We start from the raw sequence: 18832 nt of genomic DNA, 5'->3' as shown, positions 1-18832 counted from the left end.
GGCATTTAAGCCGGGTTTACTCGCCCAAAAAACTCGCGGGCCGTTAATTCATCTCGCGCGATTTGCGCCTTTAGTTCATCCAGCGAAGCAAATCGCTGCTCATTGCGTATTTTTTTACGCAGTATCACATCTATATGGCGACCATAAAGGTCCATTACAACGTCCAGCAGGTGCACTTCTAATTGTTGACGGACACCGGCGACTGTAGGACGTGTGCCAATATTGGCGACACCGAAATACGGTTTATCGCCCAGACCAGCCACTTCCACCGCATATACCCCTTTAACCGGGGAGACCTGACGACGTAGCGGTATATTCGCCGTCGGGAAACCTATGGTGCGGCCCAGCGCATCGCCATGGACCACACGGCCTGAAATGCTAAACGGATGTCCCAGCAGCGTTTCCGCCGTATCCAGTTCATCGTTGGCCAGCGCCTGACGCACCGCAGTGCTGCTAACCCGGACGCCACCTTCGCAAAAGGTCATTGCGCTGGTGACATCAAAGCCGTACTCGAGGCCAGCCTTCTGTAATAGCAAGAAATCGCCCTGACGACCAGCGCCAAAGCGGAAATCATCCCCCACGGCCAGAAACTGCACGCCAAGGCGCCTGACCAGCAGGTCACTGACGAAATTTTGTGCTGTGAGCGCGGCAAAGCGGCGATCGAAACGCACGCACAATACGTAGTCCACCCCGGACTCTGCCAGGTAGCGCAACTTCTCGCGCAGGCGAGTGAGGCGAGCCGGTGATTTATCGCCGGCAAACAGCTCCAGCGGCTGCGGCTCAAAAATCATCACTACAACGGGCAGGCCACGCGCCTCCCCTTCTTTACGCAATCCCTGCAGCAGCGCCTGATGACCACGATGCACGCCGTCGAAATTACCAATGGTCAGCACGCACCCGTGCGGTGCTCTGCTGAGATTATGTATGCCGCGTATCAGCTTCATGTCTGGCTCAAAACAGTGAAAATCGCCAAAGTATACCTTGTACAGCGGTTAAGGTTAACCGGCGATTGTTCGCGCAAAACAGAAAGCCGTAATGATTTCATCAGGCTGACCTTTCACAGCAAAAAAATCTGCCCGTGAACTGCGTTTTTTGTGCCGAAAAGCTGTATTCACGAGCGACAAGCTGGTAGAATCCTGCGCCATCACTACGTAACGTAGCGTCGCCAATCAACGGCGCTTATTTGCACAAATCCATTGACAAAAGAAGGTATAGAGGGCATATTCCTCGGCCTTTGAATTGTCCACATAGATCATATTTGGGAGTTGGACCTTGGCTAATATCAAATCAGCTAAGAAACGTGCTATCCAGTCTGAAAAGGCTCGTAAGCACAATGCAAGCCGTCGCTCTATGATGCGTACTTTCATCAAGAAAGTATACGCAGCTATCGAAGCTGGCGACAAAGCTGCTGCGCAGAACGCATTTAATGAAATGCAACCAATCGTGGATCGTCAGGCTGCTAAAGGTCTGATCCACAAAAACAAAGCAGCGCGTCATAAAGCAAACCTGACCGCGCAGATCAACAAACTGGCTTAATCGCCACTTGTTGTTGCTTGTTTTAAAAGAACCCGCTTAACGCGGGTTTTTTTATATCTTCAGATTGCCGGTGGCGTAAACAGCGCCGAGTAGTCGCGGTTACAGATGCGCTGTACCGCTGGGTGTTGAATCATCCTTTCTGCAAATATCGCGTGATACTCCTCCATCACGTTATCGACCCGGCCAATCTCCGTAATCTTGTTATCTGAATAGAGATCGTGCACGTACAGCGTCGGTGCAACGAAGATGGCGTTATGCGCCTCACCAAAGGCTTTCATTAGCGCCGCATCGTCAAACTCGCCGAGGATCTCCACCTTCAGTCCCTGAGAGTTAAACCAGTTCAGCAGTTTGCGCCCAAGCATGGAGCGCCGGCCTGGCACCAGCAAACGACGCTCCTCCAGACAGGCAGGAAACGGTTTTTCCGGCGGCGGGTTAATGCACCAGAAGCTGACCCCGCATTCGCCAATCTTCACAGAGAACAGCCCTTCCTGCTGCGTAGAGTCGATCGGGCAGTCCGAGATAATCATATCCAGCTTATGCTGGCTCAGCTGCTCCAGCAGCATCTCGTGCGTGGACTCAAAACAGCGCAGATGGATTTGCTCATCTTCGACCACCGCCGCATCCAGCACGCCGCTGACCAGCCGTTTTGACAACGCATCCGCCACGCCGACGTCAAAGAGCAGGTTTGACTCTTTGCGGTAGTTAACGATATCCAGCATCTCCTGACTTAAGGTAAACATCTTATCCGCGTAGCGGAAAACCAGTTCGCCCAGCTCACTTGGCTCAATCCCACGGCCCTTGCGCTTAAAGAGCTTGCCCTGCAGCCGCTCTTCCAGTGCCTTGATTTGCCCGGTGATGGTCTGCGGCGTCAGGTAGAGCGCCTCTGCCGCCCCCACGACCGAGCCCTGCTTATAGACGTGCCAGAAGTAGTAAAGGTGGTTGTAATTCAAATGAGACATCGTGTCTTCGCTCCCTGATCGTGTAGCGGGAGAAGGTGTTCTTCTCCCGGTTTCCTGTTATGCCTGAACGACCGGTCCGGACAGTTTGACCTTCAATAAGGTATAGCCAGTGACTGCGGCCAGTAACGATCCGATAAGGATACCCAGCTTCGCCCAGACGATAAGCTCAGGCGCATGGGCACCAAAAGCCAGCGTTGAGATAAAGATCGACATGGTAAACCCAATGCCGCACAGCACGCCCACCGCCATGATCTGCTTAAACGTGGTACCGTGCGGCAGTGACGCCAGCTTCAGCTTCAGCGCCAGCCAGCAGAACAGGCTAATGCCCAGCGGTTTACCAATAAACAGTCCGGCAATAATGCCCAGCGGCAACATTGAGGTCAGTCCCTCAAGGGTTACCCCTTCCAGCGAAACGCCTGCATTAGCGAAAGCAAACAGCGGCAGGATCATAAAGGCGACCCACGGGTGCAGTACATGCTCCAGCTGTTTAGCAGGCGATTTCCCCTCCTGCGGCTTAAGCGGAACGAAGAAGCCGACGATGACCCCGGCGAGCGTAGCGTGCACGCCTGATTTCAGTACCGCGGTCCACAGCACCATCCCCACCAGCACGTAGATCCCGATGCGGCGCACGTTGCAAATGTTCAACAGCGCCAGTACCGCAATCGCTCCTGCGGCAACGCTCAACGACAGGATCGACAGGTCGCTGGTGTAGAACAGCGCAATAATGACAATCGCGCCCAGGTCATCAATGATCGCCAGCGCCATCAGGAAGATTTTCAGTGCCACCGGCACGCGGCTTCCCAGCAAGGCCAGCACACCCAGGGCAAACGCGATATCCGTTGCCGCCGGAATGGCCCAGCCGTGACGCGATACCGGATCCTGCCAGGTGAACGCCAGGAAGAGCAACGCCGGAATGACCATCCCCCCGAATGCGGCAATCACCGGGAACGCGGCACGCTGACGGCTGGCAAGCGAACCCAGGACCAGCTCACGCTTAACCTCCAGCCCTACCAGCAGGAAAAACACGGCCATCAGTGCATCGTTGATCCACAGCAGCATGTTCTTGTTAATTTCCAGCGCCCCGACTTTCAGCTCGACGGGAGTTTCCAGAAACGCGTGGTAAAAGTCGCGTGTGAAACCCATATTGGCCAGCGCCATCGCGGCCGCAGCGGCAATAATCAGGATGATGCCACCTGATGCTTCACTGCTAAAAAAACGGTGTATTAATTTCACGTAGGCTCTCTCTTACAGCAATACTTCGGTAAAACCATAATACCAGGCCAAACAGCTCGGCAAAAGCAGATTAATGTTGAGTATATATTCAGTTTTACCGAATGATAGCCATGAGGACAGCTACAAAAAGAAAAAGCCCGAAATCGCTTCCGGGCTTTTTGAGATGAACACCAGCTAACGGATCAGCGGGTCAAATCGTCGAAGAATTTTTTGACGCCATCGAAGAAGCTTTTGGAGCGCGGGCTGTTTTTCTCACCCGTCGGGCCGCCAAAACTTTCCTGCAGCTCTTTCAGCAGCTGTTTCTGCTTGTCGTTCAGGCCAACCGGGGTTTCAACCACCACGCGGCACAGCAGGTCGCCCTGCGCACCACCGCGAACGGATTTAACACCTTTACCACGCATGCGGAACAGCTTGCCGGTCTGGGTTTCGCCTGGAATCTTCAGATTGACGCGACCATCAAGCGTTGGCACTTCAATTTCGCCACCGAGTGCCGCCATGGCGAAGTTGATGGGCACTTCACAGTACAGGTTGTTGCCTTCACGCTCGAAGATGGCGTGCTGCTTGACCTGAACCTGAACGTACAGATCGCCTGCTGGTGCACCGTGCTCGCCGGCCTCACCTTCACCTGCCAGACGGATACGGTCGCCCGTGTCCACGCCTGCCGGGATTTTAACGGACAGCGTCTTGGTTTTCTCAACGCGACCATGACCGTGGCATTTTGTGCAGGGGTCTTTAATCAGCGTACCGCGACCATGACAGTGCGGACACGCCTGCTGCACGGCGAAGAAGCCCTGACGCATCTGTACCTGACCGGAACCGTGACAGGTTGGACAGGTTTGCGGCTGGGTGCCTGCTTTCGCGCCGCTGCCGTGGCAAACGTCACACTCTTCCAGCGTCGGAATACGGATCTCTTTGGTGACGCCGCGTACGGCCTCTTCCAGCGTCAGATCCATGTTGTAGCGCAGGTCGGCGCCGCGCGCCGCGCGCTGACGGCCACGACCGCCGCCAAAAATGTCGCCGAAAACATCGCCAAAGATATCGCTGAAGTCAGCGCCGCCGCCAAAGCCGCCGCCACCGAAACCACCGCCGCCCATGCCGCCTTGTTCGAAGGCTGCGTGACCGTACTGGTCATAGGCCGCACGTTTCTGTGCATCGGTCAGGACTTCGTAGGCTTCTTTGATCTCTTTAAATTTGGCTTCAGCCTCTTTGTCACCCTGGTTGCGGTCCGGGTGGAATTTCATGGCCAGGCGCTTATACGCCTTTTTGATTTCACGCTCTTCCGCAGTTTTCGGAACGCCTAAAATCTCGTAATAGTCTTGCTTTGCCATTGGTTTTTTTAAGCCCCTTAACATGCGAGCACGGGCGTGGAGAGTTCTCCTACGCCCGTGCCGATTAATTACCCTGCATCAGGGCGATTATTTTTTGTCTTTCACTTCTTCGAACTCAGCGTCGACAACGTCGTCGTCTTTCGCGTTGTTCTGAGAAGCATCAGCGCCAGCCTGCTGTTGGGCGTGCTGCTGCTGAGCGATTTCCATCAGCTTCTGAGAAGCCTGTGCCAGCTCCTGCATCTTCGCTTCGATATCCGCTTTGTCTTCTCCTTTCAGAGACGTTTCCAGCGCGCTCAGTGCAGCTTCGATAGCCGTTTTGTCTTCAGCTGGCAGTTTATCGCCGGCTTCTTCAACCTGCTTACGGGTGCTGTGCAGCAGATGGTCGCCCTGGTTGCGGGTCTGAACCAGCTCTTCGAACTTACGGTCAGATTCCGCGTTCGCTTCTGCTTCACGAACCATTTTCTGGATCTCTTCTTCGTTCAGACCGGAAGAGGCCTTAATGGTGATCTTCTGCTCTTTACCGCTGTTTTTGTCTTTCGCGGAAACGTGCAGGATACCATCAGCATCGATATCGAAGGTTACTTCGATCTGCGGCATACCGCGTGGCGCCGGGTTGATGCCATCCAGGTTGAACTGACCCAGTGACTTGTTATCCGCCGCACGCTTACGCTCACCCTGCAGCACATGGATGGTTACTGCAGACTGGTTGTCTTCAGCAGTAGAGAACACCTGGCTGTGCTTAGTAGGGATAGTGGTGTTTTTGGTGATAAGCGCCGTCATCACACCGCCCATGGTTTCGATACCCAGAGACAGCGGGGTAACGTCCAGCAGCAGAACGTCTTTCACATCACCTGTCAACACACCACCCTGAACGGCAGCACCGATAGCCACTGCTTCGTCCGGGTTAACGTCTTTACGTGGCTCTTTACCAAAGAATTCAGCCACTTTCTTCTGAACCATTGGCATACGGGTCTGGCCACCAACGAGGATAACGTCGTTGATATCAGACACGGACAGACCAGCATCCTGCAGAGCGACTTTCAGTGGCTCGATGGAACGGTTCACCAGGTCTTCTACCAGGCTTTCCAGTTTCGCACGGGTCACTTTAATGTTCATGTGTTTAGGACCGGTCGCGTCTGCAGTGATATACGGCAGGTTCACGTCGGTCTGCTGAGCGGAAGACAGTTCGATCTTCGCTTTCTCAGCGGCTTCTTTCAGGCGCTGCATTGCCAGCGGGTCGTTACGCAGGTCAATGCCCTGATCTTTCTTGAACTCGTCAACGAGGTAGTTGATCAGACGGGTATCGAAGTCTTCACCACCCAGGTGGGTATCACCGTTGGTTGCCAGAACTTCGAAGGTTTTTTCGCCATCAACTTCGTCGATTTCGATAATAGAGATATCGAAAGTACCACCACCCAGGTCGTAAACCGCGATAGTACGGTTGCCAACTTCTTTATCCAGACCGTAAGCCAGTGCCGCTGCGGTTGGTTCGTTGATGATACGTTTTACTTCCAGACCTGCGATACGGCCAGCATCTTTCGTTGCCTGACGCTGAGCATCGTTGAAGTAAGCAGGAACGGTGATAACAGCTTCAGTTACCGGTTCACCCAGGTAATCTTCTGCGGTTTTCTTCATTTTTTTCAGCACTTCAGCAGAGATCTGCGGTGGTGCCGTTTTGGTGCCTTTCACATCAAGCCATGCATCGCCGTTATCTGCTGCGATGATTTTGTAAGGCATGATAGAAACGTCACGCTGAACTTCTTCGTCCTGGAAGCGGCGGCCAATCAGGCGTTTAATCGCAAACAGGGTATTTTGCGGGTTTGTCACTGCCTGACGTTTAGCCGGCTGACCAACCAGAGTTTCACCATCCTGGGTATAAGCAATGATAGAAGGCGTGGTGCGATCGCCCTCGGCGTTCTCCAGCACGCGTGCGGTAGTGCCATCCATAATCGCTACACAAGAGTTGGTAGTACCCAGGTCGATACCAATAATTTTACCCATCTAAACGTCTCCACTTAAAATTCAGTCAACATGTGGTTGTGTACCTGTAATAAGGGCAGAACGTGCTTTTTCAACTGCCCACAATTGATTTTTTTCAGGTCCACACACTGCGGTTGACTACAAGATGGGGTCGCGCCAGCGTCCATCAAGGGGGAACGGTAAAAAAAATTTTTAATTTCACCCTGATGAGATCATAGACGGCATTGATTGCGCCCATTATGATGCCGCGCCCCGTCAGGGAGAACTGACGCGGGTTTAACCATTTCACCATATTAATGATGATTTTTTTGAGGACTTATGGGCAACACTAAGTTGGCTAATCCGGCTCCGCTGGGCCTGATGGGTTTTGGCATGACCACTATCCTGCTGAACCTGCACAACATCGGGATGTTCCCGATGGATGGCATTATCCTGGCGATGGGCATTTTTTACGGCGGTATCGCGCAAATCTTCGCGGGCCTGCTGGAATATAAGAAAGGCAACACCTTCGGCTTAACCGCATTCACCTCTTATGGTTCTTTCTGGCTGACCCTGGTCGCGATCCTGCTGATGCCTAAAATGGGCCTGGCAGACGCGGCAAACGCACATTTCCTGGGCGTTTACCTCGGTCTGTGGGGCGTCTTCACGCTGTTTATGTTCTTCGGCACCCTGAAAGGCAACCGCGCACTGCAGTTTGTTTTCCTGAGCCTGACCGTGCTGTTCGCCCTGCTGGCGATCGGCCACCTCGTGGATAACGAAAGCATCGTGCATATTGCCGGCTGGATTGGTCTGGTGTGCGGCGCAAGCGCTATCTACCTGGCAATGGGTGAAGTGCTGAACGAGCAGTTTGACCGCACCATCCTACCGATTGGTGAAAAACACTGATCCATCTGTCGTGTCCGCCTCGCGGGCACGACATCCCTGTTTCTGCCGAAGCCAAATGCCTAACACCAGCCCCATCACCGACAACGCGAGCACATACCAGGCAGGTGCCATCGGGGATACTCCCATCAACACCGTGACCGCAATCGGCGTCAGCCCGCCAAAGATGGCGTAAGAGACGTTATAGGAGAAAGAGATCCCGGTGAAGCGGACCTCTGGCGGAAAAGCTCGCACCATCACATACGGCACAGCACCGACAACCCCCACGCACAGCCCGACCGTACCGTAGAGCAGGAAAAGCTGTTCAGGATGGCTGCCTGCCAGGTGGTAAAACGCCCAGCTCGACGCAGCCAGCAGCAGACTGCCGATGATGAAAGTCAGGCCGGCACCGATACGGTCGACGGCCAGCCCCGCGGCCAGACAGCCAAAGCAGAGCATAATGGTGGCGATACTGTTTGCCTGCAACGTTACCGCCGGCGCAAAACCGTACTGCTTTTGCAGCCATACCGGAGACATCAAGATAACGACCACGATGCCCGCCGACAGCAGCCAGGTGAGCAGCATCGACACCACAACCGCGCTTCGGTGGCGCACCACCACGGCTTTTACCGGCAACTCCTGCGCCAGCGCCTTGCGCTGCTGCATCTCAAGGAAAATGGGTGTCTCCTGCAGCCAGCGGCGAAGATACATCGCCACCAGGCCAAACGCCCCGCCGAGCAGGAACGGTACGCGCCATCCCCAGTCGTGAACCGCTTGTTGCGTCATGCTGGTATTCACGATAGTGGCCACCACTGAACCGAGGAGGATACCGACAGTCACCCCCGCCGTTAAGGTCCCACAGGCGATGCCGATGCGGTGCGCCGGCACATGCTCCGCCACGAACACCCAGGCCCCCGGCACTTCGCCGCCAATTGCCGCCCCCTGAAGAATGCGCATCAGCAACAGCAGCAGCGGAGCAACAATGCCCAATGAGGCGTAAGTGGGCAGCAGGCCAATGGCCAGCGTCGGCACGGCCATCAGTAAAATGCTGAGCGTGAACATCTTCTTACGCCCGACCAGGTCACCAAAGTGGGCCATCACAATGCCACCCAGCGGTCGCGCCAGATACCCGGCGGCAAAAATGCCGAAGGTTTGCACCTGGCGCAACCACTCCGGGATATCTGCCGGGAAGAAAAGCTCCCCCACCACGGCGGCGAAGAAGACGAAGATGATAAAGTCGTAAAACTCCAGCGCACCGCCTAAGGCCGCGAGCGTGAGGGTTTTATAGTCCTGTCGATTCAGAGGTCGGGTGTTATGTGACATAGCGAACCATTTGGCTTGTGTTGTGGATTTATTTTTACAGCAAACGTAAAGAAAAAATTACTATACCGTAAAACCCTTACCACGCCACCGTCGCTTCAGCTAATGTCACATATTGATTAATTTCAGGAGATTGTCTCGCGACGGGCGTTTTTCGGACGAAAAGCTGCTACCACTTTCTCATCGGTTTCTACATACGGACCGTCAAGTAACTGTATACAATACGGTACACTTGCAAAAATCCCGTGCACGATCACGCTGCCATCTTCCGCTTTCAGTCCTTCAAGCGTCTCTTTGATGGACTTCGGCTGGCCCGGCAAATTCAGAATCAATGCCTGCTTGCGGATCACCCCGACCTGACGGGAGAGGATCGCCGTCGGGACAAAGTGTAGACTGATCTGGCGCATCTGCTCACCGAAGCCAGGCATCTCACGATCGGCAACCGCCAGCGTGGCATCCGGAGTGACGTCCCGGCGCGCAGGTCCGGTGCCTCCCGTGGTCAATACCAGGTGGCAGCTCATCTCATCCACCAGCTCACAGAGTGTCTGTTCGATAATTGGCTGCTCGTCAGGGATCAGGCGGGTCTGGATCTCAAAGGGGGTTGTCAACGCACTGCCCAGCCATTCTTCCAGCGCGGGGATGCCTTTATCCTGATAAACACCGCTGGAGGCGCGGTCAGAAATCGACACTAAGCCGATGCGTAAGGTATTCATATCCATTCCATTCAAAAAAGTACTGATTAAAGGGAATGATACACGCAGAGGGGAAATTCAGACAGAGTACGAAAGAAGTAGCGTGACCGGGGACCCGGTCACGCAGAATGATTACAGCAGGTCGCCGATCATTTTTTCCAGTTTTTCCTGGTCGATAGCAAACTTACGGATACCGTCCGCCAGTTTATCTACAGCCATTGGATCCTGGTTATGCTGCCACAGGAACTCAGATTCAGTGATGCGCTCCGGACGCGCTTTCACTTCACCGGTGTAGGACAGTTTACGCTCGATAGCACCTTCGCTTTCAGCCAGCTCTTTCAGCAGTGCCGGGGCGATGGTCAGGCGGTCACAGCCAGCCAGTTCGATGATTTCACCTACGTTACGGAAGCTTGCGCCCATCACCACAGTCTCATAACCGTGCTGTTTGTAGTATTCGTAGATTTCGGTCACGGAAACGACGCCTGGATCTTCAGATGCCGCGTACTCTTTCTTATCCGTGTTGGCTTTGTACCAGTCCAGAATACGGCCAACGAATGGAGAAATCAGGTATACGCCGGCTTCCGCACATGCACGCGCCTGTGCGAAGGAGAACAGCAGCGTCAGGTTACAGTTGATACCGTCTTTTTCCAGCTGTTCAGCTGCACGAATACCCTGCCAGGTTGACGCCAGTTTGATCAGGATGCGGTCATTGCTGATGCCGGCATCGTTGTACATTTTGATCAGACGTTTTGCTTTGGCGATAGACGCTTCGGTGTCGTAGGAGAGACGTGCGTCAACTTCGGTAGAGATGCGGCCAGGAACCAGTTTCAGAATTTCCAGACCAATGTTCACGGCCAGTTTATCAGTGGCATCAACAACCTGCTGCGCACGGTCGTTGCTCTGTGCTTTCGCCCAGGTCACTGCGTCGTCAATCAGTTTGCGATACTCAGGGATCTGTGCGGCGTTAAGGATCAGAGAAGGGTTGGTGGTGGCATCCTGCGGCTGGTACAGCTTCATTGCCGCGATATCTCCGGTGTCAGCTACGACAGTGGTGAACTGACGAAGGGAGGTCAATTTATCCGTCATGATAGTGTTTCTCTTTTAACGTGCCCTGGATAATTCACGCTACCGACAGCATGCCTGCAGCGGAAAAATGACAGGTTTACTTGTTAGGGGGATGTAACCGGTCTGCCCTGATGATAACACGACGGAGGGGTAGCGCAACCGCAGACAGTGCGCTTAGACAGAGTATGATAAACTCAGAATATTAACAGGCTGCTAAGTAACAGCATGTCCAATCAGTGGTAGCGCTTACATATTCATTTTGGCATCAACAAGAGGGACGTTAATGCCTGATTTCCTTTTCTTTATTAATGAAGTCCTTTGGGGTTCGATAATGATATACCTGCTGCTGGGTGCAGGTATTTGGTTTACGCTACGCAGCGGGTTTATCCAGTTTCGTTATATTCGCAAATTTGGCAGAAGTCTGAAAAACAGCGTCACGCCCCAGCCGGGCGGATTAACCTCTTTCCAGGCCCTCTGCACCAGCATTGCCGCACGCCTCGGCAGCGGTAATATGGCGGGGGTGGCACTGGCCATCAGCGCTGGTGGCCCGGGCGCCGTTTTCTGGATGTGGGTCACGGCGCTTATCGGGATGGCCACCTCCTTTGCCGAAAGCGCCCTCGCCCAACTCTACAAAGAAAAAGATAAAAACGGACAGTTTCGCGGCGGCCCGGCCTGGTACATGGCGCGTGGCTTAGGAATGCGCTGGATGGGCGTGCTGTTTTCGCTGTTTTTACTGCTCGCCTACGGTCTGATTTTCAATACCGTTCAGGCGAATTCTGTCGCCCATGCCTTGCGCTATGCCTTTGCGTGTCCGGAGTGGATCACCGGACTTGTTTTAGCCCTCTGTATCCTGCTGACCATTTCGACCGGCCTAAAAGGTGTCGCCCGCCTGATGCAGTGGCTGGTGCCTGTCATGGCGCTGCTGTGGGTTGCCGCCAGCCTGTTCGTCGCCGCACGGCATATCGAGCAGGTGCCGGAAGTGATTGCAACCATCTTCAAAAGCGCATTTGGCTGGCGCGAGGCGGCATCGGGCGCACTGGGCTATACCTTCAGCCAGGCGCTGATGTCGGGCTTTCAGCGCGGAATGTTCTCCAATGAAGCCGGTATGGGGTCAACCCCCAATGCCGCCGCCGCCGCCGCGTCCTGGCCGCCCCACCCGGCGGCACAAGGCATTGTTCAGATGATTGGCGTTTTTACGGACACCATTATTATCTGTTCCGCCAGCGCCATGATCCTGCTGCTGGCTGGCCCGGTACCTCACTCATCGGAAACAGCCGGCATACAACTGCTTCAGCAGGCACTGGTGAATCTGACGGGCGGCTGGGGAGCCGGGTTTGTCTCGCTCATCCTGCTGTTATTCGCCTTCAGCTCGATTGTTGTGAATTACCTCTACGCCGAAAATAACCTTATTTTCCTGAAAGTGGACTCCCGCCGTATGATCACGCTGCTGCGCCTCGGGGTGATACTGATGGTGTTAGCAGGTTCGCTGCTCAGCATGCCACTGGTCTGGCAACTGGCGGATGTCTTTATGGCGCTCATGGCCATCACTAACCTGACGGCGATCCTGCTGCTCTCACCCGTGGTTACGCTTATCGCACGGGACTATCTTCGTCAGCGCAAACTGGGCGTACCGCCGGTCTTTGATGCCTCGCGTTATCCCGACATCCAGGCGCAAATTGCGCCTGGCACCTGGGATGATTTGCCACGGCAATAACAGCTATCGATCAATTGAGGGCGATTTTTTGCTAAAGTCGCTCTAAATTTCCTGCAAGGACTGGATATGCTGATTCTGATTTCACCTGCTAAAACGCTCGATTACCAGAGCCCGCTCGCCACCGAGCGCTATACCCAGCCTGAACTGCTGGACTATTCGCAACAGCTGATTCACGTCGCGCGTAAGCTCTCTGCGCCACAAATTGCCTCGCTGATGAGCATCAGCGACAAACTGGCGGATCTTAACGCGACCCGTTTCCACGAGTGGCACCCGGACTTCACGCCGAACAACGCCCGCCAGGCGCTTCTGGCGTTTAAAGGTGATGTGTATACCGGCCTGCAGGCGGAAGATTTTAGCGAAGCCGATTTCGACTTCGCCCAGCAGCATCTGCGCATGTTGTCAGGTCTGTACGGCGTGCTGCGCCCGTTGGACCTGATGCAGCCATATCGTCTGGAGATGGGTATCCGCCTGGAAAACCCTAAAGGCAAAGATCTGTACCATTTCTGGGGTGATATCATCACCGACAAACTGAACGCTGCGCTGCATGCTCAGGGCGATAATGTGGTGATCAATCTGGCCTCCGATGAATACTACAAATCGGTGAAGCCCAAAAAGCTGGATGCGGAAATTATCAAGCCCGTTTTCCTCGATGAGAAAAACGGCAAGTTCAAGGTCATCAGCTTCTACGCCAAAAAAGCGCGTGGGCTGATGAGCCGCTACATCATTCAGAACCGCCTGACGAAGCCGGAGCAACTGACCGGCTTCAACAGCGAAGGCTACTTCTTCGATGAAGAAGCGTCAGGAAAAGGCGAACTGGTGTTTAAGCGCCACGAGCAGTAAAACAAACCCCGCCAGATGGCGGGGTTTTGCATTAATGGTGTTTCCAGTCCGGGCCAGGACGCGGGTCGTCGTGACGATCGTGATGGTGGTCATCATGATGACGATCGTGATGCTCGTCATGTGGGCGCCAGTGATTATCGCGCCAGTCATAGTGAGCCTTCCACCAGTCATGGTCGCGCCAGCGGCCACCATCCCAGTAGTGACCACGATTATCCTGATCGCCAATCTGCAGTTTTACCGCAGGGACGAGGGTGATTTCAGAGGCCTGAACCGCCATCGGAGCGACCAGCATCATTGAAAGCACCAGCAGAGCAGGTTTCAGTTTAGACATAGGTGACTCCTTATTCATTTACCCGATGTGGGCCGATGTAAGGAGAATACGTGAGGAGGACGGGGGATGTTATTCTCTGCAATCCTAATCGCTAAGTGACCGCATTTATTGGGAATTTCTGCTTTTTTACTGCTATTTTTCTCCTTAATTTCTCCATAAAAAAAGCCGGGTAAGTTTCACCTTACCCGGCCTGCATAGGAGGACAGAACCGTTATCCGCGCGTCATCATCAACTTACGCAGCGCGGCGAAATCCGCGGGCAGTTCATGCGAAAGCAGCGGCAGGTCCGCACGCTCGGCCAGCTCTTTTGGCAGCGGCAGCGTTTCACCCAGAATAACTTCCACGCTCTCTTTGAACTTCGCCGGATGAGCCGTTCCCAGGAACAGGCCATACTCCCCCGGATTCAGCTGATCGCGCAGCGCACGGTAAGCGATCGCCGCATGCGGTTCAGAGGTGTACCCCACCGCTTTCAGCTCACGCATGGTGGCTTTGGTGGTCTCATCCGTCACCGCGGCGTAACCCAGATCGCCCAGACGCCAGACCTTACGGCGGAACAGCTCTTCCACACGCGGCCAGTTGTTCGGCTGGCTTACGTCCATCGCATTCGAAAGCGTCGCCTGCGTGGCGTTCGGCGCCCATTTACCGTCTTTCAGGAAGCGCGGCACGGTGTCGTTGGCGTTGGTGGCGGCGATAAAGCGTTTTACCGGCAGACCGAGCGATTTCGCCAGCAGGCCCGCCGTCAGGTCACCAAAGTTGCCGCTTGGTACAGAAACGACCAGCTGATTGCGCGCCTCCTGTGGCAACTGTGCAACCGCTTCGAAGTAGTAGCAGATCTGCGCCAGCAGACGGCTGATGTTAATGGAGTTCGCCGAGTTCAGACCCAGCGCCACTTTCAGCTCTTCATCATCGAAGGCCTGCTTAACCAGCGCCTGACAGGCATCGAAATCGCCGTCAATCGCCACGGTTTCAATGTTGCCCCCGAGCGTACAGAACAGTTTTTCCTGCAGCGGACTGATTTTGCCTTTCGGGTAGAGGATCACCACGCGAACGTTCTTCAGACCATAGAACGCATGGGCAACGGCCGCACCGGTATCGCCGGAGGTCGCCGTCAGAATCGTTACCGGTTTGTCGCCGCTGATGTGGGTCAGCATCTGTGCCATAAAGCGGCCACCGAAGTCTTTAAACGCCAGGGTTGGACCATGGAACAGCTCAAGGCAGCCGACATCCGGCTCAACCTGCTTAACCGGTGCCGGGAAAGCGAACGCTGCACGCACGCGCTCTTCCAGCAGCTCCTGCGGGATTTCATCGCCGATAAAGGCAGAAAGAATTTTAGTGCTGCGGGTGACAAAGTCCTGCTTCAGCAGTTCATCAATGTCGGTCAGCTGAAATTCCGGCAGGTCATGGGGGAAGAACAGCCCCTGATTTTTGCCCAGTCCCTGAGTCACTGCCTGCGCGAAGCTGACCTGCTCGTTATGATCTTTAAGGTTGTAGAGTTTCATTCGTTATCCCAGTACTCGTGCGCCAGCCGTGTCCAGACGGCAAATATGAACAAAGCCTTCCTGATTTTGCAGGTAGTGTTTAGAGAGCCAGTCCGCCACGCGCTTCGCCGTGTCTGGCTTATCGCACAGGGCGAACAGCGTCGGGCCGGAGCCGGAGATACCGCACGCCAGGGCGCCGGTATCCATTGACGCCTGTCGCGCCTCGTTAAAGCCAGGCAACAGCTTAGTGCGGTACGGCTCGGCGATAACGTCTTTCATTAATTTTGCTGCCAGCTGCGGCTGACGGGTGTAGCAGGCGTGAATAAAGCCGGCCAGATGACGTCCGTGAGCGATACAGTCCTGACGACGATACTGCGCAGGCAGGATCGCACGCGCTTCAGCGGTGGATACCTTAATGCCGGGATAGGCCAGCACCCACAGCCACTCATCAAACCCTGGCACCTGCTGGCTGATGATGCCATTTTCTTCAATCATCAGCTGCATACCGCCGAGGAAGCAGGGGGCGACGTTGTCATAATGAATGCTGCCGGAGATGCGCCCTTCCAGCTCGCCCATTAACCCGAGCAGACGGTTATTATTCAGTGGCTTGCCGCAGTGCTCATTCATGGCCACCAGTCCGGCGACCACGGAGCAAGCGCTGGAACCCAGGCCAGAGCCAATCGGCATACTTTTTTCCAGCGTCATGGCGACCGGCACATTTTTGCCAATCTCCTGACAGAACCGCTCCCAGCACTGATAAACGATATTCTCGCGCGGGTCTGTCGGCAGTTTGCTGGCGAAGCGGCCCACGTTATTCAGGCTAAAGCTCTCTGCCGCTTCAACCGTTACCGTATCGCCCAGCAGCGAACCATCCACCGGCGTCACCGCCGCACCCAGCACATCAAATCCGACGCTCATATTGGCGCTGGAAGCCGGGGCATAAACTTTCACCATGTTAAACTCCTAACTTCCATGACAGGGTACGCAGCAAATCGGCAAATACACCCGCCGCGGTAACATCATTCCCTGCGCCATAGCCGCGAAGCACCAGCGGCAGTGGCTGATAATAGTGGCTGTAAAACGCGAGGGCGTTTTCGCCGTTTTTTACTTTGAACAGCGGGTCGTTGCCATCCACTTCAGCAATCTTCACGCGGCACATACCATCGTCTTCAATATTGCCAACATAGCGCAATACCTTACCTTCATCACGGGCTTTCGCAACGCGTGCGGCAAAGGCGTCGTCTAGCTGCGCTAAATTGGCCATAAAGGTGTTCACGTCACCGCTGTCGTCAAACCCGGCAGGCAGAACAGGCTCAATCACGATATCGGAAAGCTCCAGCTCACGGCCCGTTTCACGCACCAGTATGAGCAACTTACGCGCCACATCCATACCGGAGAGATCGTCTCGCGGATCCGGCTCGGTGTACCCCAGTTCACGCGCGGCACGGGTCGCTTCCGACAGGCTCATGCCCTCATCCAGCTTGCCGAAGATAAACGACAGCGAGCCGGAAAGAATGCCGGAGAAACGCTGCAGTTCATCCCCCGCGTTCAGCAGGTTTTGCAGGTTCTCGATCACCGGCAGGCCCGCGCCCACGTTGGTGTCGTAGAGGAACTTACGCCGTGACTTGCTCGCCGCCAGACGCAGCTGGTGATAGTAATCCATCGACGAGGTGTTGGCCTTTTTGTTTGGCGTCACCACGTGGAAACCTTCGCGCAGGAAATCGGCGTACTGATCGGCCACCGCCTGGTTCGAGGTACAATCGACAATGACCGGGTTAAGCAGGTGATACTCTTTCACCAGACGGATTAACCGGCCCAGATTAAAGGGCTCTTTGGCATCATTCAGCTCAGCCTGCCAGTTTTCCAGGTTCAGGCCATGAACGTTGGTCAGCAGCGCTTTTGAGTTCGCGATACCGCACACGCGCAGATCAATGTGCTTTTTCTTCAACCACTCCTGCTGACGCTTCACCTGCTCCAGCAGCGCGCCACCCACACCGCCCACGCCAATCAGGAACAGCTCGATCACCTGATCGGTGTTGAACAGCATCTGATGAACCACGCGAACGCCGGTTGTCGCATCGTCGTTGTCAACGACCACCGAGATTGAACGCTCAGATGACCCCTGGGCAATGGCCACAATGTTGATGTTGGCCCTGGCCAGCGCGGCAAAGAATTTGGCCGAGATACCGCGCAGCGTACGCATACCGTCGCCCACCACCGAGATAACCGCCAGGCGTTCCTGGATAGAAAGCGGCTCCAGCAGCTCTTCTTTCAGCTCAAGGTAAAACTCTTCTTCCAGCGCACGACGGGCGCGCAGACAATCCCCCTGCGGTACGCAGAAGCTGATGCTGTATTCAGAAGAGGACTGAGTGATCAGCACAACCGAGATACCGTTGCGGGACATGGCCGCGAAAACGCGGGCCGCCATACCGATCATGCCTTTCATTCCCGGGCCGGAAACGCTGAACATGGCCATATTGTTCAGGTTAGAAATGCCTTTCACCGGCAGGCCGTCTTCATCGGTACTGGCGCCAATCAGCGTGCCCGGCGCTTGCGGGTTACCGGTGTTTTTAATCAGGCAAGGGATCTGGAACTGGGCAATGGGAGAGATGGTGCGAGGGTGAAGAACTTTAGCGCCGAAGTAGGAAAGCTCCATCGCTTCCTGGTATGACATCGACTTCAGCAGCCTGGCGTCCGGCACCTGGCGCGGATCGCAGGTGTATACACCGTCGACGTCAGTCCAGATCTCACAACAGTCGGCGCGTAAACAGGCTGCCAGCACGGCAGCAGAGTAGTCGGAGCCGTTACGGCCCAGTACGACAAGTTCACCCTTCTCGTTTCCGGCGGTGAAACCCGCCATCAGGATCATATGGTCAGACGGAATTTTGCTCGCGGCAATACGACGGGTTGATTCGGCTATATCAACGGTAGATTCGAGGTAGTGGCCCACTGCCAGCAGTTTTTCAACGGGATCGATAACCGACACATTGTGGCCACGCGCTTCCAGCAGGCCCGCCATGATGGCAATCGACAATTTTTCACCACGGCAGATTAACGCCGCGTTGATGCTGTCCGGGCACTGACCTAAAAGGCTGATACCGTGCAGCACGTGTTTGATTTGGGCGAACTCTTGCTCAACAAAGGATTTCAGCTGTGCGAGCGGGAAACCCGGCTGCGCCTCCGCCAGTCCCTGCAGCAGCTCAGCGAAGATACGCTCGGCGTCGCTCAAGTTCGGGAGTGCATCCTGGCCACCGATGGTCTTTTCAATCATCGCCACCAGGTGGTTGGTGATTTTTGCCGGGGCAGAGAGCACGGTCGCGACCTGCCCCTGCCTGGCGTTGCTCTCCAGGATATCGGCAACACGCAGAAAACGTTCTGCATTTGCCACTGATGTACCGCCGAACTTCAACACTCGCATGGTTCTACCTCGTTTCCTTTAGCCGAAAAAAAAGCCCGCACTGTTTGGGTGCGGGCTTTTTTCTGTTTTTCCTGTACG

16 protein-coding genes, 1 pseudogene and 1 other annotated feature (1 of these 18 cut by a window edge) are annotated in these 18832 nt (G+C 55.0%); of the genes and pseudogenes, 4 read left to right on the top strand and 13 right to left on the bottom strand.

The features are described from left to right. Positions 1 to 5: 5 nt before the first annotated feature. Positions 6 to 944: a bifunctional riboflavin kinase/FAD synthetase gene (gene ribF, locus BJP35_RS08040; protein ID WP_014168574.1), complete on the bottom strand. Its 939-nt coding sequence runs from the start codon at positions 942 to 944 to the stop codon at positions 6 to 8. Positions 945 to 951: 7 nt separating this feature from the next. Continuing rightward, positions 952 to 1170 (bottom strand): annotated as a pseudogene (locus BJP35_RS24585) (DUF2575 domain-containing protein). Between the two features lie 102 nt (positions 1171 to 1272). On the opposite strand from BJP35_RS24585, the gene rpsT reads away from it, so the two are divergent. Continuing rightward, a complete protein-coding gene (rpsT, locus tag BJP35_RS08035; protein WP_008502037.1) occupies positions 1273 to 1536 on the top strand; it encodes a 30S ribosomal protein S20 in 264 nt (87 codons plus the stop codon). Between the two features lie 59 nt (positions 1537 to 1595). Here the strand turns inward: rpsT and nhaR are convergent, their stop codons facing one another. The 4 genes from nhaR to dnaK all read right to left on the bottom strand — a co-directional run bounded on the left by nhaR (position 1596) and on the right by dnaK (position 7057). Next, positions 1596 to 2495 (bottom strand): transcriptional activator NhaR, encoded by a 900-nt coding sequence (gene nhaR, locus BJP35_RS08030; protein ID WP_014168572.1) that lies wholly within the window; start codon positions 2493 to 2495, stop codon positions 1596 to 1598. Positions 2496 to 2552: 57 nt separating this feature from the next. Further along, positions 2553 to 3728: a Na+/H+ antiporter NhaA gene (gene nhaA / locus BJP35_RS08025; protein ID WP_014168571.1), complete on the bottom strand. Its 1176-nt coding sequence runs from the start codon at positions 3726 to 3728 to the stop codon at positions 2553 to 2555. 182 nt (positions 3729 to 3910) lie between these two features. After that, positions 3911 to 5056, bottom strand: coding sequence for a molecular chaperone DnaJ (gene dnaJ / locus BJP35_RS08020; RefSeq protein ID WP_008502040.1), 1146 nt, complete (start codon positions 5054 to 5056; stop codon positions 3911 to 3913). An 87-nt stretch (positions 5057 to 5143) separates the two neighbouring features. Next, positions 5144 to 7057 (bottom strand): molecular chaperone DnaK, encoded by a 1914-nt coding sequence (gene dnaK, locus BJP35_RS08015; RefSeq protein ID WP_014168568.1) that lies wholly within the window; start codon positions 7055 to 7057, stop codon positions 5144 to 5146. A 297-nt stretch (positions 7058 to 7354) separates the two neighbouring features. Here dnaK and satP point away from each other — a divergent pair, with 297 nt between their 5' ends. Further along, positions 7355 to 7921: an acetate uptake transporter gene (satP, locus tag BJP35_RS08010; protein ID WP_020882542.1), complete on the top strand. Its 567-nt coding sequence runs from the start codon at positions 7355 to 7357 to the stop codon at positions 7919 to 7921. Here the strand turns inward: satP and BJP35_RS08005 are convergent. The 3 genes from BJP35_RS08005 to tal all read right to left on the bottom strand — a co-directional run bounded on the left by BJP35_RS08005 (position 7898) and on the right by tal (position 10995). Beyond that, positions 7898 to 9220 carry an MFS transporter gene (locus BJP35_RS08005; RefSeq protein ID WP_086463024.1) on the bottom strand — a complete coding sequence of 441 codons (1323 nt, stop codon included), beginning with the start codon at positions 9218 to 9220 and terminating at the stop codon, positions 7898 to 7900. The genes satP and BJP35_RS08005 overlap by 24 nt on opposite strands. Positions 9221 to 9342: 122 nt before the next feature. Then, a complete protein-coding gene (gene mog / locus BJP35_RS08000) occupies positions 9343 to 9930 on the bottom strand; it encodes a molybdopterin adenylyltransferase (RefSeq protein ID WP_020882540.1) in 588 nt (195 codons plus the stop codon). 111 nt (positions 9931 to 10041) lie between these two features. Next, positions 10042 to 10995, bottom strand: coding sequence for a transaldolase (tal, locus tag BJP35_RS07995; protein ID WP_014168563.1), 954 nt, complete (start codon positions 10993 to 10995; stop codon positions 10042 to 10044). Positions 10996 to 11257: 262 nt separating this feature from the next. Between tal and BJP35_RS07990 the strand changes: the two genes are divergently transcribed. Together BJP35_RS07990 and yaaA are read left to right on the top strand one after the other, a co-directional pair. Then, positions 11258 to 12688, top strand: coding sequence for a sodium:alanine symporter family protein (locus tag BJP35_RS07990; protein WP_032681687.1), 1431 nt, complete (start codon positions 11258 to 11260; stop codon positions 12686 to 12688). 66 nt (positions 12689 to 12754) lie between these two features. Beyond that, positions 12755 to 13528 (top strand): peroxide stress protein YaaA, encoded by a 774-nt coding sequence (gene yaaA, locus BJP35_RS07985; protein ID WP_063156949.1) that lies wholly within the window; start codon positions 12755 to 12757, stop codon positions 13526 to 13528. A gap of 31 nt (positions 13529 to 13559) precedes the next feature. Here the strand turns inward: yaaA and BJP35_RS07980 are convergent, their stop codons facing one another. From BJP35_RS07980 to thrA, 4 genes are all read right to left on the bottom strand, one after another. Beyond that, positions 13560 to 13859 (bottom strand): DUF2502 domain-containing protein, encoded by a 300-nt coding sequence (locus tag BJP35_RS07980; protein WP_020882537.1) that lies wholly within the window; start codon positions 13857 to 13859, stop codon positions 13560 to 13562. A 211-nt stretch (positions 13860 to 14070) separates the two neighbouring features. Continuing rightward, a complete protein-coding gene (gene thrC, locus BJP35_RS07975; protein WP_025205477.1) occupies positions 14071 to 15357 on the bottom strand; it encodes a threonine synthase in 1287 nt (428 codons plus the stop codon). Positions 15358 to 15360: 3 nt separating this feature from the next. Further along, positions 15361 to 16290 carry a homoserine kinase gene (thrB, locus tag BJP35_RS07970; RefSeq protein WP_086463023.1) on the bottom strand — a complete coding sequence of 310 codons (930 nt, stop codon included), beginning with the start codon at positions 16288 to 16290 and terminating at the stop codon, positions 15361 to 15363. Position 16291: 1 nt separating this feature from the next. Beyond that, positions 16292 to 18754: a bifunctional aspartate kinase/homoserine dehydrogenase I gene (gene thrA / locus BJP35_RS07965; RefSeq protein WP_086463022.1), complete on the bottom strand. Its 2463-nt coding sequence runs from the start codon at positions 18752 to 18754 to the stop codon at positions 16292 to 16294. Positions 18755 to 18778: 24 nt separating this feature from the next. Beyond that, positions 18779 to 18832: a sequence feature (Thr leader region), on the bottom strand; it runs 64 nt beyond the window's last position.

Origin of the sequence: Enterobacter sp. J49, from assembly GCF_002148625.1 — a bacterium.
Classification (GTDB): domain Bacteria; phylum Pseudomonadota; class Gammaproteobacteria; order Enterobacterales; family Enterobacteriaceae; genus Enterobacter; species Enterobacter ludwigii.
This window is presented reverse-complemented; position numbering and strand designations above follow the sequence as displayed.

What these genes read in the sequence shown, in the direction of transcription:
- mog (WP_020882540.1), bottom strand. Translation starts at nt 9,930, where the DNA reads ATGAATACCTTACGCATCGGCTTAGTGTCGATTTCTGACCGCGCCTCC.
- BJP35_RS07980 (WP_020882537.1), bottom strand. Translation starts at nt 13,859, where the DNA reads ATGTCTAAACTGAAACCTGCTCTGCTGGTGCTTTCAATGATGCTGGTC.
- nhaR (WP_014168572.1), bottom strand. Translation starts at nt 2,495, where the DNA reads ATGTCTCATTTGAATTACAACCACCTTTACTACTTCTGGCACGTCTAT.
- thrA (WP_086463022.1), bottom strand. Translation starts at nt 18,754, where the DNA reads ATGCGAGTGTTGAAGTTCGGCGGTACATCAGTGGCAAATGCAGAACGT.
- thrC (WP_025205477.1), bottom strand. Translation starts at nt 15,357, where the DNA reads ATGAAACTCTACAACCTTAAAGATCATAACGAGCAGGTCAGCTTCGCG.
- BJP35_RS07990 (WP_032681687.1), top strand. Translation starts at nt 11,258, where the DNA reads ATGCCTGATTTCCTTTTCTTTATTAATGAAGTCCTTTGGGGTTCGATA.
- tal (WP_014168563.1), bottom strand. Translation starts at nt 10,995, where the DNA reads ATGACGGATAAATTGACCTCCCTTCGTCAGTTCACCACTGTCGTAGCT.
- dnaJ (WP_008502040.1), bottom strand. Translation starts at nt 5,056, where the DNA reads ATGGCAAAGCAAGACTATTACGAGATTTTAGGCGTTCCGAAAACTGCG.
- BJP35_RS08005 (WP_086463024.1), bottom strand. Translation starts at nt 9,220, where the DNA reads ATGTCACATAACACCCGACCTCTGAATCGACAGGACTATAAAACCCTC.
- satP (WP_020882542.1), top strand. Translation starts at nt 7,355, where the DNA reads ATGGGCAACACTAAGTTGGCTAATCCGGCTCCGCTGGGCCTGATGGGT.
- ribF (WP_014168574.1), bottom strand. Translation starts at nt 944, where the DNA reads ATGAAGCTGATACGCGGCATACATAATCTCAGCAGAGCACCGCACGGG.
- dnaK (WP_014168568.1), bottom strand. Translation starts at nt 7,057, where the DNA reads ATGGGTAAAATTATTGGTATCGACCTGGGTACTACCAACTCTTGTGTA.
- thrB (WP_086463023.1), bottom strand. Translation starts at nt 16,290, where the DNA reads ATGGTGAAAGTTTATGCCCCGGCTTCCAGCGCCAATATGAGCGTCGGA.
- yaaA (WP_063156949.1), top strand. Translation starts at nt 12,755, where the DNA reads ATGCTGATTCTGATTTCACCTGCTAAAACGCTCGATTACCAGAGCCCG.